The 12,904-nt window shown below is 58.7% G+C and carries 14 protein-coding genes; 6 read left to right on the plus strand and 8 right to left on the minus strand.

Features of this window, described 5'->3' with window-relative positions:
- Positions 1–82 precede the first annotated feature (82 nt).
- From JZI28_RS19645 to JZI28_RS19655, 3 genes are read right to left on the minus strand one after another with little or no spacing between them, the layout of a single operon-like run.
- Positions 83–1,600 carry a heme biosynthesis protein HemY gene (locus JZI28_RS19645; protein WP_375698691.1) on the minus strand — a complete coding sequence of 506 codons (1,518 nt, stop codon included), beginning with the start codon at positions 1,598–1,600 and terminating at the stop codon, positions 83–85.
- A 10-nt stretch (positions 1,601–1,610) separates the two neighbouring features.
- Entirely contained in the window at positions 1,611–2,957 is a 1,347-nt protein-coding gene (locus JZI28_RS19650; RefSeq protein WP_375698692.1) for a COG4223 family protein, read from the minus strand.
- A 53-nt stretch (positions 2,958–3,010) separates the two neighbouring features.
- The gene (locus tag JZI28_RS19655) at positions 3,011–3,775 is read right to left on the minus strand and encodes a uroporphyrinogen-III synthase (RefSeq protein ID WP_375698693.1); all 765 of its coding nucleotides are present in this window, start codon (positions 3,773–3,775) and stop codon (positions 3,011–3,013) included.
- A 75-nt stretch (positions 3,776–3,850) separates the two neighbouring features.
- On the opposite strand from JZI28_RS19655, the gene tsaD reads away from it, so the two are divergent.
- Genes tsaD through JZI28_RS19680 form a run of 5 tightly spaced genes read left to right on the plus strand, consistent with a single transcriptional unit; the run spans position 3,851 to position 7,045 of the window.
- On the plus strand, positions 3,851–4,948 hold the full coding sequence (gene tsaD / locus JZI28_RS19660) for a tRNA (adenosine(37)-N6)-threonylcarbamoyltransferase complex transferase subunit TsaD (RefSeq protein WP_348153942.1): 1,098 nt from the start codon (positions 3,851–3,853) through the stop codon (positions 4,946–4,948).
- A complete protein-coding gene (locus JZI28_RS19665; RefSeq protein ID WP_375698694.1) occupies positions 4,945–5,907 on the plus strand; it encodes an NAD(P)H-dependent glycerol-3-phosphate dehydrogenase in 963 nt (320 codons plus the stop codon). The genes tsaD and JZI28_RS19665 overlap by 4 nt, the downstream gene beginning before the upstream one ends.
- A gap of 1 nt (position 5,908) precedes the next feature.
- Positions 5,909–6,181 (plus strand): YciI family protein, encoded by a 273-nt coding sequence (locus JZI28_RS19670; protein WP_295449315.1) that lies wholly within the window; start codon positions 5,909–5,911, stop codon positions 6,179–6,181.
- A complete protein-coding gene (locus JZI28_RS19675) occupies positions 6,181–6,603 on the plus strand; it encodes an EVE domain-containing protein (RefSeq protein WP_375698695.1) in 423 nt (140 codons plus the stop codon). Before JZI28_RS19670 ends, JZI28_RS19675 begins: the two co-directional genes overlap by 1 nt.
- A gap of 46 nt (positions 6,604–6,649) precedes the next feature.
- Positions 6,650–7,045 carry a DUF1761 domain-containing protein gene (locus tag JZI28_RS19680; RefSeq protein ID WP_375698696.1) on the plus strand — a complete coding sequence of 132 codons (396 nt, stop codon included), beginning with the start codon at positions 6,650–6,652 and terminating at the stop codon, positions 7,043–7,045.
- A gap of 336 nt (positions 7,046–7,381) precedes the next feature.
- Here JZI28_RS19680 and JZI28_RS19685 read toward each other — a convergent pair whose 3' ends face one another.
- Together JZI28_RS19685 and ahcY are read right to left on the minus strand one after the other, a co-directional pair.
- Complete coding sequence (locus JZI28_RS19685; protein ID WP_295449324.1) at positions 7,382–7,723, minus strand: DUF2853 family protein; 342 nt, start codon at positions 7,721–7,723, stop codon at positions 7,382–7,384.
- Between the two features lie 418 nt (positions 7,724–8,141).
- Positions 8,142–9,533 (minus strand): adenosylhomocysteinase, encoded by a 1,392-nt coding sequence (ahcY, locus tag JZI28_RS19690; RefSeq protein WP_297341714.1) that lies wholly within the window; start codon positions 9,531–9,533, stop codon positions 8,142–8,144.
- Between the two features lie 282 nt (positions 9,534–9,815).
- Here ahcY and JZI28_RS19695 point away from each other — a divergent pair, with 282 nt between their 5' ends.
- Positions 9,816–10,412, plus strand: coding sequence for an HD family hydrolase (locus tag JZI28_RS19695; protein ID WP_295449330.1), 597 nt, complete (start codon positions 9,816–9,818; stop codon positions 10,410–10,412).
- Between the two features lie 19 nt (positions 10,413–10,431).
- Here JZI28_RS19695 and JZI28_RS19700 read toward each other — a convergent pair whose 3' ends face one another.
- The 3 genes from JZI28_RS19700 to JZI28_RS19710 form a co-directional block, all read right to left on the minus strand.
- On the minus strand, positions 10,432–11,583 hold the full coding sequence (locus JZI28_RS19700) for a DUF563 domain-containing protein (RefSeq protein ID WP_375698697.1): 1,152 nt from the start codon (positions 11,581–11,583) through the stop codon (positions 10,432–10,434).
- A gap of 8 nt (positions 11,584–11,591) precedes the next feature.
- Positions 11,592–12,146 (minus strand): ActR/PrrA/RegA family redox response regulator transcription factor, encoded by a 555-nt coding sequence (locus JZI28_RS19705; protein ID WP_027242086.1) that lies wholly within the window; start codon positions 12,144–12,146, stop codon positions 11,592–11,594.
- 95 nt (positions 12,147–12,241) lie between these two features.
- Positions 12,242–12,859 (minus strand): SCO family protein, encoded by a 618-nt coding sequence (locus JZI28_RS19710; RefSeq protein ID WP_295449339.1) that lies wholly within the window; start codon positions 12,857–12,859, stop codon positions 12,242–12,244.
- Positions 12,860–12,904 lie beyond the last annotated feature (45 nt).

A 12,904-nucleotide genomic window follows, 5' to 3' on the forward strand; every position in this document is an offset into this window, starting at 1 on the left:
CAAACAGATGGCTTACGGGGAAGAAACCGGGGGGCCAACTGGCACCTGCGCGCCTGCACCCCCGGTTTGCTTTGTGAAGTCTTTATGCTTTGGCTTGGGCCTCGCCGCCTTCTTCTGAACCGGCGCTGTCATCCGCCTTATCAGCCTCAGCGCTGGCATCGATCTCCTCAACATCAACGATGTCTTGCACCACCACAGCGCCCGAGGCCGCGTTGCTTGCAGCTGCTGCGCCGGTGATCAGCGGTAGCATATGGACACCGGTGGCGCTGGCGACCTCTGGGGTTTCCGGGCGTTGCCAGCTCAGGGTGTCAAAGCTGGTGCAATGTTCACAAACCGGCGCCCAATCGGCGTGGATATGGTTGCAGTTGTTGCACAGCCACTGCGGCCCCCGCGGCGCCGTCAAGGCCCGCGCCAGCCAGGCCTGGGTCACCGCATTGTCAGCGCCCTCGCCTTTCTCAATCGCCGCCATCAGCGTCAGCACCCGCGCATCCGGCGCCCGTTCCACCAGATCTCCCAACGCGCGGCGCGCCTCGGGGAAATCTTCGGCGACGATATGCAGCTCGGCCATGACCAGCCGGGTTTCGTCATCCTGTGGCTTCAGCCGCGCCAGCTGGTCAAAACGTTTCACCCGCTGCGCAGGCGTCTCTTCTGGCTCAACCTCGGCAAAGACATGGGCAAGGTCCGGGTGCGGCTGTGCCTCCCAGGCCTTTTTCAACACCTTGACTGCATTGCGTTTCTTGCCCTGCGCCAGATAGGCTCGCGCCGCCATCGCCGCTGCCGGAACCAGATCGGGCGATAGTCGATTGGCCTCAATGGCCTGCTCGCGCTGCGCGACTGTTGCCTCTTCGTCGATAACCCCACGAGAAGCGGAAAGCGCCAGCACCGCATCGCGACGTTTAAACACATCGCGCGGCAGCGTGCCCGATTTCAGCTTGGTGGACAGGGTTTTACGCGCCCCCGCCCAGTCTTCGGCCTGGGCCTGAAGCTGCAGCAACGTGTCCTGAACTTCTTCGTGTTTGGGACGCAGTGCCAGGGCCTTTTCGGCCAATTGCAGCGCGGTGTCCCTGTCCCCCTCGGACAGCTTTTGCTTCATGATGCCGCGCACCCCGACAAAGCGGGTGGTCTGATTGCTCAGCAGGCGCTTATAGGCCTCTGCGGCCTTATGCGTGTCGCCGGCCATTTCCGCCGCCTGCGCCGTCAACAGGTCGGTAAGTTCCGGATTATCCAGATACCGCGCCGCCTTTGACGCCTTGGTCAGCGCCAGACGCCCCTCTCCAGAGGCCAGCGCCATCATACCATCGGACAGCGCCTGATAGCCCTTGCGCTCGCGTCCCTTGTCAAAATAGCGCGACATCGCCGTTTCGTCCCCGTTGAGGAACTTGAGCGTGGCGATCAGCAGGGTCAGCAGCTTCAGGAAGATCCAGACCCCCAGCACCAACAGACCCAGCGCCAGCACCGATTGCAGCGCCCCCAGGGTGTATTCGGTCCCCGCTACGGTGATCTGCACCCCGCCTGCAGTTTCCATCAGAATACCCGCTCCAAAGGCAAGCAAGGCCACGAGGGCAACAAAGACCAGAATTTTCAACAATGACCAGAGCATGGCGGCTTCCTTATTTTGCGTTCAGGCTTTGGGCCAGTTGATCAACAGCGGCGATCGCTGCCAGACGAGTTTGCGCGGAGGCCAGCCAATCAGCAAAGACTGCGCGGGCGGGCGCGGGCAGGGTCTCTACCTCTGCAAGTGCATCGGCGATTGAGCCGGACTGCAAAGCAGCCTCGGCGCGGGACAACACGGCGTCCGCCCCGTCGCCGTCTTGTGGCGTTACCGAACGGGCCCCCAGATGGCGGTTGACGTAGTCCATCAGGCTACCGCTTCCTGCGCTGTCCTGCCGCGCCAGGGCCAATGCCTCGCGGGCGAGGGCCGGATAGCTGGCCTGCAGGCCAGACAGCGGGATCACACCGGCGTCACCGCTGCCGGACAGGGCGGCAGGAACCGAGACCTGCAATCCCTGCAACTCAGCCAATGGCGCGGCAAAGCTGCCGCCGGCATCCAGCGAGATGCGAATTTTGGCCAAGGCCAATTGCGCCGAGGCAATACGCGCCGATTCCAAACTTGCCTGTTCCGTAAGACGGGCCTCAGCCAGCATGTCTTCGACCTCAGACCGCTGGGTGGCCAGGCTTTGTTGCAGCTTGGCCAACTCGCCCTCAAAGGCGGCAACCGTCTCGGGGGAGGCCGCATCGGTGAGCGGGCGCGCCTCAATCTGATCCAATCTGGCGGTCAAAGCGGCGATTTCATCTGCACTTGCAGATCCGGATGCCGGATCATCGCGCAGGGTTTCTACAGTAGTTTCAAGCTCATCAAGCCGGGTCTGCAAAGGCGCCAGATCTGGCAGATCAAGACCGCCCAATTGCCCCTGCAGCGCAGCAAGCTGCTCCTTGATCTCCGCCTGTTCCTTTGCATGAGCCGCCATATCGGCCTCATAAGAAGCCTTATCAAAGCCAGCGGATCCCAGCAGGCTGCTCGGCAATACCGAGTTGAGAAGCCCGCCCTGGCCAACCGCAAAACCCAAGACAGCGGCCACGGCCCCACCCAGGAGCGCCGCGCCGAAGCCACCGCGTTTTTCGATGATGCGTTCAATTTCGGGCTGAGCTGCGGGGGGCGTAGTCACGTCAGAAGACACGTCTTCCTGGTCTTTGGCCTCGACGATATCTTCTGATGTCTCAGTCTCAGTCTCAGTCTCAGTCTCAGTCTCAGTCTCAGTCTCAGTCTCAGTCTCAGTCTCAGTCTCAGTCTCAGAAGAGATCACCGCGTCATCCGCGTCCTGATCAACCCCCTCGGCTGTGATCTGATCCTCAGCAACCGCGCTCTCTGTTTCAGAGATTGGTGCATCTTTTGCCCCAGGGTCCTGCGTGCCAGCCGCAGGCTTGGTCACTTCATCCGCAGTTGTCTTGTCAGCCACACCGGCCTCCCCTCGATTCTCAAATCACCTAAACGCCCTACAATGCCCCGACCCTACTGCGCCGGATTGCCACCCTCAAGGTGCGTCAATCGAACTGCGGCATCGCGGACCATCACAGCCATACTACTGGCATCTGGCGTCCTACTTACCTGCAAGTCCTTGTAGTTCAAACCCTTCAGCTCAGCCGCAACGGCCTGACTCAACGCAATCAAAGACAAATTAACTTGATCCAGCCCCAGACAGGCAAAATGCCGCGCAGTTCGTGGTGAAAAAAGCGGCGCTATTACGGCGTCTTGCGCCAGGATACGCTGCTTTGCTTCCTCTCTGGGCAACAAAAGCTGCTGATCGTAGATCACCTGCCCCTCACAGGGCAGACCAGCACTGGTCAGCTTTTGCGCTATATCGCCACGGGTATGGCGCCCATGCAGATGCAGCAGGGGCGTGACAGGTCTGGCTTTGGCAAGATGCGCAATCAGCTCTGCTGCGGAGGCACCACAATACCGCGCCTGCCACCCTGCCTGTTCAGCGGCTTGGGTCGTGCGTTGCCCAACGCAAAAGGCGGGCAGCGCGGCGGGGGCGCTACGGGCAGCGGCCACCCCATTGGCGGAGGTGAAAATCACGCCCTGGTAGCCCGTGAGGTCAACCGCTGTGGCAAGCGGCGTCACCTGCATCAGCGGTGCATGAATCACCTCTAACTGTGCCAGAATCTCCGCAGGCAGCTGCGCCACAAACCGCAAAGAGCCCTCCTGTGGCCGCGTCATCAACAGGGCAACCTTGGGCATTTTGCTACGGGATCCAGAGACCGGGGCGTCAGGCATGCTTTGGGCTCCTGGGATTGTTTGCATCACGTATAGGTGCTAGCTCCACCAGCAATCTGATGCAACGGGTAGACCATGACACAAAGCCTGACACTTTTGGGGTTGGAAAGCAGCTGTGACGATACTGCCGCCGCCGTGGTGCGGCAAGAGCCGGGTAAACGCGCCAAGGTGCTGTCTTCCATCGTCTTTGGCCAAACCGAACTGCACAGCGCCTTTGGCGGTGTTGTCCCCGAAATTGCCGCCCGCGCCCATGCGGAAAAACTGGATCTCTGCGTAGTAGATGCGCTGCAGGCTGCCGGGGTAACCCTGCAGGATCTGGATGCCATCGCCGTTACCGCCGGGCCGGGACTGATTGGCGGGGTGATGTCTGGCGTGATGTGTGCCAAGGGCATTGCCGCCGCCACCGGTCTGCCGCTGGTGGGGGTCAACCATTTGGCCGGCCACGCCCTGACCCCGCGGCTGACCGATGATGTGGCCTATCCCTATTTGATGCTGCTGGTTTCTGGCGGTCACTGCCAATATCTGATCGCCCGTGGCCCCGAGGATTTCACCCGGCTGGGCGGCACCATTGATGACGCCCCAGGCGAGGCCTTTGACAAGACCGCGCGACTGTTGGGCCTGCCGCAACCCGGTGGTCCTTCGGTGCAAAAAGAGGCCGAGACGGGCGACCCCAAACGCTTCCGCTTTCCCCGCCCGCTGATCCAGCGACAGGATTGCAACCTGTCCTTTTCCGGGCTGAAAACAGCGCTAATGCGGATGCGCGACCAGATTGTCGATGAAAAATCCGGCCTGACACGGCAGGACCGCGCCGATCTCTGTGCTGGGTTTCAGGCGGCTGTGGCGGATGTCCTGGCCTCCAAAACACGCCGGGCGCTGGCCATTTACCTGGCGGAAAACCCCACCACGCCGACCTTGGCCGTGGCCGGCGGTGTGGCGGCAAATACCGCCATTCGCGCCGCGTTAGAGACTGTTTGTGACGAGCTGAACACCCAGTTTACCGCGCCTCCGCTAGCCTTGTGTACGGATAATGCCGCAATGATCGCCTATGCAGGTCTAGAGCGGTTCCGGGCCGGGGCGCGTGACGGCATGGATCTGACCGCCCGCCCCCGTTGGCCGCTGGATCAAACCAGCCCCGCCATGCTGGGATCAGGCCGCAAAGGAGCCAAGGCATGACAATTTCCGTGCTGGGCGCCGGCGCCTTTGGCACCGCCCTGGCCATTTCCCTGGCAAAGGAAACGCCAGTTACCCTATGGGCCCGCGACAGTGCTCAGGTGGCGGATATGCAGCGGCAGCGCTGCAACACAGCGCGCCTGCCCGATGTCCCTTTGCCAGCGCGTTTAACCCCGACCAGTGATTTCAGCCAGGCGACCGAGGCAGAGGTGCTGCTGCTGGCGGTCCCCATGCAAAAACTGCGCTCCGTGCTGCAGGCCCATCGCGCTGATTTGACGGGTAAGGTGCTGGTGGCCTGCTGCAAAGGGATAGAGCTGGAAACCGGCCTTGGCCCCATTGCGGTAATCAGCCAAGTCCTGCCCGCTGCCAAACCCGCCTTGCTGACCGGCCCCAGTTTTGCCGCTGATATTGCCCGGGGCCTGCCCACGGCCCTGACTCTGGCCTGCGGTGATGCCGAGCTGGGTCACCAGCTGCAACAGCAGCTCACCACCGCCAATCTGCGGCTTTACCGTACCACCGACACCAGCGGCGCCGAATTGGGTGGGGCGCTGAAAAACATCATCGCCATTGCCTGTGGCGCCGTCATTGGCGCCGGATTGGGCGAGAGCGCCCGCGCCGCCCTGATGACACGGGGCTATGCCGAAATGCAGCGTATGGCGCTGGCCTGTGGGGCAAAGCCGGAAACCCTGGCCGGGCTTTCAGGCTTTGGCGATCTTACCCTAACCTGCAGTTCCCCCCTGTCGCGCAACTATCAATTGGGATTGTCCATTGGCCGGGGCGACGGGTTTGATCCAAGCATCACCGTCGAAGGTGCCGCCACCGCGCGCGCCACCGCTGCCAAAGCAAAAACTATGGGGCTGGATATGCCCCTGACCGAGACCGTCGTTGGGTTACTGAATGGTGACTTGACGATTGCCACTGCCGGCGCTCAACTGCTGGCACGCCCTTTGAAAGAGGAATAATATGCTGATAGCCCTGATCGCCCGTGACAAGCCGGATCACCTGCAAACCCGCGTGGACAACCGCGCCGCGCACCTTGCCTATATTGAAGACACCGGCGTTGTTGCACAGGCAGGACCCCTGCTGGACCAAAACGGTGAAATGGCCGGATCACTGGTTATCCTCGACGTTGAGGATATGGCCGCGGGCGAGGCATGGGCCGCAGAGGACCCGTATAACAAGGCCGGTCTGTTTGAGGCGGTTGAATTGATCACCTGGAAGAAAGTCATCGGCTGATGCGCTACTGGCTGTTCAAATCGGAACCTTCGACCTGGAGCTGGCAGGACCAGATAGACAAGGGCGCGCAGGGCGAAGAATGGGACGGCGTGCGCAATTACCAGGCCCGCAACTTCATGCGCCAGATGGCCCTGGGCGACCGGGGCTTTTTCTATCATTCGCAAAAGGAAAAAGCGGTGGTGGGTATCGTTGAGGTCTGCGCCGAAGCACATCGCGACAGTACTGCCGAGGATGATCGCTGGGACTGCGTCGATATCAGGGCTGTGCGCAGCTTTTCCCAGCTCGTGACTCTGGATCAAATCAAATCGGACCCGCGCCTGGAAGAGATGAGTCTGGTCAAGAGCTCCCGCTTGTCGGTACAACCGGTCAGCCCGGAGGAATGGCAGCTGGTCTGTGCCATGGGGCAGACAGAAGCGGACTGATCTGACAATCTTGACCATAACCTGATCTGGTTATGGGAGAGTAACTGTGGAAATTCTGAATGTTCTGGTGGCCGCCGCAGCAGGTTTTGCCCTGGGCGCGGTCTATTACGGGATCCTGGCAGAACCCTGGATGGTCGCCGCCGGGATAAGGCGCGGGACCGATGGCAAGCCTGAAAGCGGCCAGACTGTGCTGACATTTGCGATCGGTTTTGTGTTGCAACTGGTTGTCGCTGGCATGATGCGCCATGTCTTTACCATATCGGGAATCAGCAGCGCCGGGGCCGGTGTTGTCGCGGGATTTGGCGTGGGATTGTTCTTCATCACGTCCTGGATTGCGCTGAACAACCTTTATGCAGGGCGCCCGGTCAAACTGACAGTGATTGATGGTGGCTATGCCACCTTGGCCTGTGCTGTTATCGGCCTGGTGCTGTCGCTGTTCTGACAACCAGGCCGGGCAAAACCGCGCCAGGGTCGGCTGTCACAACAGCGCCCCAAAGCCTTTAAAATAGAAAAGGGAAGATCCAACCAAACAGTAGGATCTTCCCTTCCGCCCCGCGTGCTCCACAGTCCACCACACGCGTATGAAAATTCCGTCCTAGCCATCCTGGCTGGTGTCTCTGTGGTAGCTTACTTGCAGTTGTTTTGGCAAACCCAATGCCCGGACAATACCATTCAAATGCAAAACACCCGGCAATATTGCCGGGTGTCTGGATCCTAAAGCCCTGAAATTTAAACAATTAAAACAGTATATTAGGATATAAATACTGACAAATCCACCTCAGCCGTAGACGGATTCTTTGCCGAAATGCTTGGTAAGCATGTAGTAAACGACGGCGCGATATTTGTTGCGCTCGGATTTGCCATAGGTCTCAACAACCTTGCCAATGGCTTCCATCAGCTCTGGCCCGTCCGCCAGGCCCAGCTTTTTGATCAGGAAGTTGTCTTTGACGGTTTCCAGCTCGCTCTCCTGGCTGGAGGCAACGGTGGAGGCGTCGGCATTATAGATCGCAGGACCACAACCAATGGTGACCTTGGTCAGCAGGTCCATATCGGGTTCCATACCGCATTTGTTTTTCAGATCATCAGCATATTGCGCGATCAGATCGTCTCTCTTACCCATAAACGTTCTCCAGCTACAGTGTTGTGGTCGGCCAAAATCAAGAAATTGCAGAGGCTTAACATAAGCCTAACGCCAGACGCCCGAGAGACAAAGGAAAAGATTCGCCTGCTTTTCCCCGCTGAAAGAACTCTGGGGCTCTTATGCTAGGCAGCAAGGTGCGAACAGGGATCAGCAAGCAACAGAGACATCGCAAACTTACATTTCAACATGGAAGCTGCTGAGAATATCGCTTGGGCAAAACAGCGCGTTCAAAAAGGCACTGAAATGCAGAACGCCACCCAAAGATTCTCTTGGGTGGCGTTCTTTGTAACAAGCTCAAAATGTCAGGCCCGGCTGACCGGCCGGGCAGCGCCCGACCCTCCCCACGGGAGGGCGCTTACGCCCCCACCCAGGGTCAGGCGATGCCCTATTAGGGATCTTAGTAGCGGTAATGCTCGGGCTTGAAGGGACCTTCTGGGGTCACACCGATATAGGCGGCCTGCTCAGGGGTCAGGCTCGAAAGTTTCACGCCGATGCGCTCAAGGTGCAGACGGGCAACTTTCTCATCCAGGTGCTTTGGCAGGATGTAGACTTCGTTTTTGTACTCATCACCACGCAGCCACAGCTCGATCTGAGCCAGAACCTGGTTGGTGAACGACGCCGACATCACAAAGGACGGGTGACCGGTGGCATTGCCGAGGTTCAGCAGACGACCCTCGGAGAGCAGGATCAGACGGCTGCCCGAAGGCATCTCGATCATGTCGACCTGTTCTTTGATGTTGGTCCACTTGTGGTTCTTCAGGCTTGCGACCTGAATTTCGTTGTCAAAGTGACCGATGTTGCCAACGATCGCCATGTCCTTCATCTCGCGCATATGCTCGATGCGGATCACGTCTTTGTTGCCGGTGGTGGTGATGAAGACATCAGCGCTGGAAACAACATCTTCCAGACGCACAACTTCAAAACCGTCCATGGCGGCCTGCAGGGCGCAGATCGGATCAACTTCGGTAACTTTGACGCGGGCGCCAGCACCAGCCAGCGAAGCGGCAGAGCCTTTGCCAACATCGCCATAGCCACAAACAACGGCAACCTTGCCGGCCATCATGGTGTCGGTGGCGCGGCGGATGCCGTCAACCAGCGATTCCTTACAGCCGTATTTGTTGTCGAACTTCGACTTGGTGACCGAATCGTTTACGTTGATCGCAGGGAAGGGCAGCTGGCCGTTCTTCTGCAGTTCATACAGACGGTGAACACCGGTGGTGGTTTCCTCGGACACACCCAGGATCGCTTCGCGGGTCTTGGTGAACCAGCCGGGGCTTGCCGCCATACGCTTTTTGATCTGGGCAAAGATGGCTTCTTCTTCTTCCGAAGTTGGCACTTCGATCAGATCGGTCTCACCTGCTTCCACACGGGCGCCCAGCAGCACATAGAGTGTTGCATCGCCACCATCGTCGAGGATCAGGTTGGCGCCTTCTGGGAACATGAAGGAGCGGTCGAGATAGTCCCAATGCTCAACTAGGGTTTGGCCCTTGATGGCAAACACGGGAACACCGGCCTGCGCGATGGCGGCAGCGGCGTGGTCCTGAGTCGAGAAAATGTTGCAGGACGCCCAGCGTACATCGGCACCCAGCGCCACCAGTGTTTCAATCAGAACAGCTGTCTGAATGGTCATATGCAGCGAGCCAACGATGCGCGCGCCCTTCAGCGGCTTTTCTTCACCGTATTCAGCACGCAGCGACATCAGGCCCGGCATTTCGGTTTCTGCGATGTCCAATTCCTTGCGGCCAAACTCAGCAAGCGCAATGTCTTTTACAATATAATCCTCGGCCATGGTCCGCTCCGTTCTGGTTACGAGTTCACTTTGTCGCCGCAGGTAACATTGCAATGGTTTATAAGCAACGAATATAGGGGCATTCTCTGCCCAGAGCCCGCGTTTCCTGATGAAATTTTTATTTTCATCGCCGCAGCCCCGGGTTGGAAAGCCACCCCGGCGCGTGCAGGCTATCCGGCAAGACCTCGACCTGAAATAGCCTCGTCGCCCCCATAAAATCGCTTCCACAGCGGGACCCAAATCGCTAGGCAGGGGCAATCGCCCTACCACCGGACTTTACCCATGCCTGCTAAACCCGCCCGCGCCTGGCAACGTATGCTTTCAGGCCGCCGCCTGGATCTGTTGGACCCGACCCCGATGGATATCGAAATCAGCGATATTGCCCATGGGCTGGCCTTTGTGGCCCGCTGGAACGGTCAGACGCACGGCGATTTTGCCTATTCGGTTGCAGAACATTCGCTGCTGGTAGAGGTGCTGTTTTCGCGCATGTACCCCAAGGCGCCGGTGAAGTGGCAGCTGGCAGCTCTGCTGCATGATGCGCCTGAATATGTCATCGGCGACATGATTTCTCCTGTGAAAGCCGCCGTTGGGCCGGGCTATAGCGAGCTGGATCAGCGCCTGACCTCCGCCATTCACATCAAATTTGGTCTGCCAGCGCTTTTGCCAAAAACCATCAAAGCGCAAATCAAACGGGCGGATAAGGTCAGCGCCTGGATGGAGGCGGTACAGATTGCCGGGTTTTCCGAATCCGAAGCAAACAAGCTGTTTGGCCGCCCCAAACCCGAAGTCATTTCCGGGCTGGCCATTGATCTGCGGCCGCCGCTGCAGGTGCGTCAGGCCTTTGTCGCCCGCCATGCAGATCTGTTGCGCAATCTGTAACAGCGCAACAACGCCCGGATCAGTCAGGTTTCTTGTTTTTGCGCTTTGGCTTGGCCTCGACAAAACCGCTCTGCCCACCGAGACCTTTTTCGTGCAAAATCTGGTCGCGCTCTTCCTCGGACAAGACCTGCCACTCAGCTGTTTCAGAGATGAAACCAAGGCGCGACAGGGTTTCGCCAATGATCTTGTGATTCAATTCACCAAAGCTCAACCGGCTGGATTTGCCGCCTTTTTCAGGCACCCATTCGGCGCGCAGCCCACCGATCACCACCGGATTGCATTTGCAAAAACTCTCAACATGTTTTGCCAACAGATTGTTGGCACCGGAACTGCGCCGCAGGATCATCGCCACCTCTTGGTCAGGCCGGCCAACCATGGCAAAAAGATGTAACGCAGAGCCATCGGCGGCAATCACCTTTTTGGCGGCCTTGTAACGGGCAACCTGCACCGTGAGACTGTGTTCCTGAGGATGGAAGATCTCATAGCCTTCGCCCTCAAGCAGGGTTTCCAGCTGTTCTTCCCCCAACAACCCGCCCTTGCCCAGGCCCAGTTTTGAGCGGGAAATATAGATCTTTTCCGGGCCTTCGGGCTCTATGTGGGTGGCAAAACGGTCATGCACTGCGCGACGGAATTTGCGCGTCCCAACGGTGATTTTACCCAGGCCAAAGCCCTGCCCCGGCACCACCAGCTCTTCTACACAGGTTGGCCTGTCGACAACCTGAATAGGCAAATCCGTGCCAAACAGTGAGAGATACTCACGATGATAACCGCGCACCTCTTTGCCGACTTTGGGACGTTTGGGAATAAAGATAATGCCTCTGATATCCTCTTCGACACTGGGCAAAGCCCACAGACGCGAAGAGCTTTCGACCAGGAAATGGCCAAAATGAGCCCAAAGCACCCCGCCCCAAAGCCAGCGTCCCTGCAGGGTTTCCCGCACCCTTTTGGGCCGTTCCGGTTCAATGGTAATGGGGCGAAACTTGCGCCAGAGCGCCGCCTCCGGGCAATAACTGCCATCTGCGTAAAAAACCCCAGCTGGCTGCACCAAAGCGCTGATCTTGGGGGGCACCACACAGGCGTCCGCCAGATTCAGCAGCTCTTCGGACCATCCTCCCGTTGGCAGAGGCTGGCCATCCGGATCAATTTCCGGTCCGCTGGTGTTGTTTGACATTCTGATCCCTACCGAGGGCTGCGTTTTGCCAGAATACGCTGCAGCGTCCGGCGGTGCATATTGAGCCGCCTCGCGGTCTCGGAAACATTGCGGTCACACAGCTCATAGATGCGCTGGATATGCTCCCACCGGACCCGGTCGGCACTCATCGGGTTTTCGGGGGGCGGCGGCAATTCGTCGTCGCCGCTCAGCAGGGCATTCATAATATCCGCCGCATCCGCAGGTTTGGACAGATAATCCGTCGCGCCAATTTTCACCGCAGCAACTGCGGTGGCAATGGCGCCATATCCGGTCAGCACCACAACCCGGCTGTCAGGGCGCTTTTCACGCAGCACTTCGACCACATCCAACCCATTGCCATCTTCCAGCCGCAGATCAACCACGGCAAAGGCCGGGGGGCGGGCGGTGGCGATGGCGCGCCCGCCGGCTACGGAACCAGCGGTTTCTACTTCAAAACCGCGTTTTTCCATAGCTTTGGCCAACCGCCGCAGAAAAGGTTCGTCATCATCAACAAGCAAAAGTGACTTGTCTGGTCCAATATCCTGCAGTGCGTTCTCGGCCATACCCGGTTCTCCGCCAATTTTGCGCGTATTTATAAGCACATTCTTGAATTTGATACTAGCGACCCGGGCAGGAAGGTCAAACAGCTCATCCGCTGTTACATGTTTTCGACAAAGCAGCTGACCTTGTCCGCAATCTGTTCGGGGGTTTCATCGCGGCGGAAGAAATCGACAAAGCCAATTTCTGGAAGCACCAGATAGGCAAAGGTCGAATGATCCACCAGATAATAACCGTCATCGCCGGGCTGGCGTTTGAAATAGGTCTTATAGGCCCGGCTCGCCGCCTTGATCTGCTCCAGAGAACCCGTCAGACCGATCATCTTTTCATGCATGTTATAGGCAAAATCGCCCACCACTTCGGGGGTGTCGCGCTCTGGGTCGATGGAGACAAAAACCGGCGTGGCACTGATGCCCTGCTCAGCCAGAACGTCAATGGCTTCGGCATTGCGCGAGACATCCAGTGGGCAGACATCCGGGCAGAACGTGTAGCCAAAGTACAGAATCGACGGCTCGGTGAAGACGTCTTTGTCCGTCACCGTCTCGCCCTTGCTATTAACCAGCTCAAACGGGCCACCAATGGCATCACCACCGCTGGCGATCGTGCTGCCACGACATTGTGCAAACTGATCCGTCTCCCCACCACGGGTGAAAAACCAAGTGCCCCCAGCGAGGGCAGCGATAAATGCAACAGCAAGAAGAGAGTAGAGGCGAGCCATGTGATCACACTTTATGTTGGAGGAGGAGAGTTGATCGTTTTCGCC

The organism is Pseudophaeobacter sp. TrK17, from assembly GCF_042192375.1.
In the GTDB taxonomy this organism is placed as follows: Bacteria; Pseudomonadota; Alphaproteobacteria; order Rhodobacterales; family Rhodobacteraceae; genus Pseudophaeobacter.

Coding starts and splice junctions, on each gene's coding strand:
- JZI28_RS19665 (WP_375698694.1), top strand. CDS start 4,945: ATGACAATTTCCGTGCTGGGCGCCGGCGCCTTTGGCACCGCCCTGGCC.
- ahcY (WP_297341714.1), bottom strand. CDS start 9,533: ATGGCCGAGGATTATATTGTAAAAGACATTGCGCTTGCTGAGTTTGGC.
- JZI28_RS19695 (WP_295449330.1), top strand. CDS start 9,816: ATGCCTGCTAAACCCGCCCGCGCCTGGCAACGTATGCTTTCAGGCCGC.
- JZI28_RS19655 (WP_375698693.1), bottom strand. CDS start 3,775: ATGCCTGACGCCCCGGTCTCTGGATCCCGTAGCAAAATGCCCAAGGTT.
- JZI28_RS19710 (WP_295449339.1), bottom strand. CDS start 12,859: ATGGCTCGCCTCTACTCTCTTCTTGCTGTTGCATTTATCGCTGCCCTC.
- JZI28_RS19705 (WP_027242086.1), bottom strand. CDS start 12,146: ATGGCCGAGAACGCACTGCAGGATATTGGACCAGACAAGTCACTTTTG.
- tsaD (WP_348153942.1), top strand. CDS start 3,851: ATGACACAAAGCCTGACACTTTTGGGGTTGGAAAGCAGCTGTGACGAT.
- JZI28_RS19700 (WP_375698697.1), bottom strand. CDS start 11,583: ATGTCAAACAACACCAGCGGACCGGAAATTGATCCGGATGGCCAGCCT.
- JZI28_RS19645 (WP_375698691.1), bottom strand. CDS start 1,600: ATGCTCTGGTCATTGTTGAAAATTCTGGTCTTTGTTGCCCTCGTGGCC.
- JZI28_RS19685 (WP_295449324.1), bottom strand. CDS start 7,723: ATGGGTAAGAGAGACGATCTGATCGCGCAATATGCTGATGATCTGAAA.
- JZI28_RS19670 (WP_295449315.1), top strand. CDS start 5,909: ATGCTGATAGCCCTGATCGCCCGTGACAAGCCGGATCACCTGCAAACC.
- JZI28_RS19675 (WP_375698695.1), top strand. CDS start 6,181: ATGCGCTACTGGCTGTTCAAATCGGAACCTTCGACCTGGAGCTGGCAG.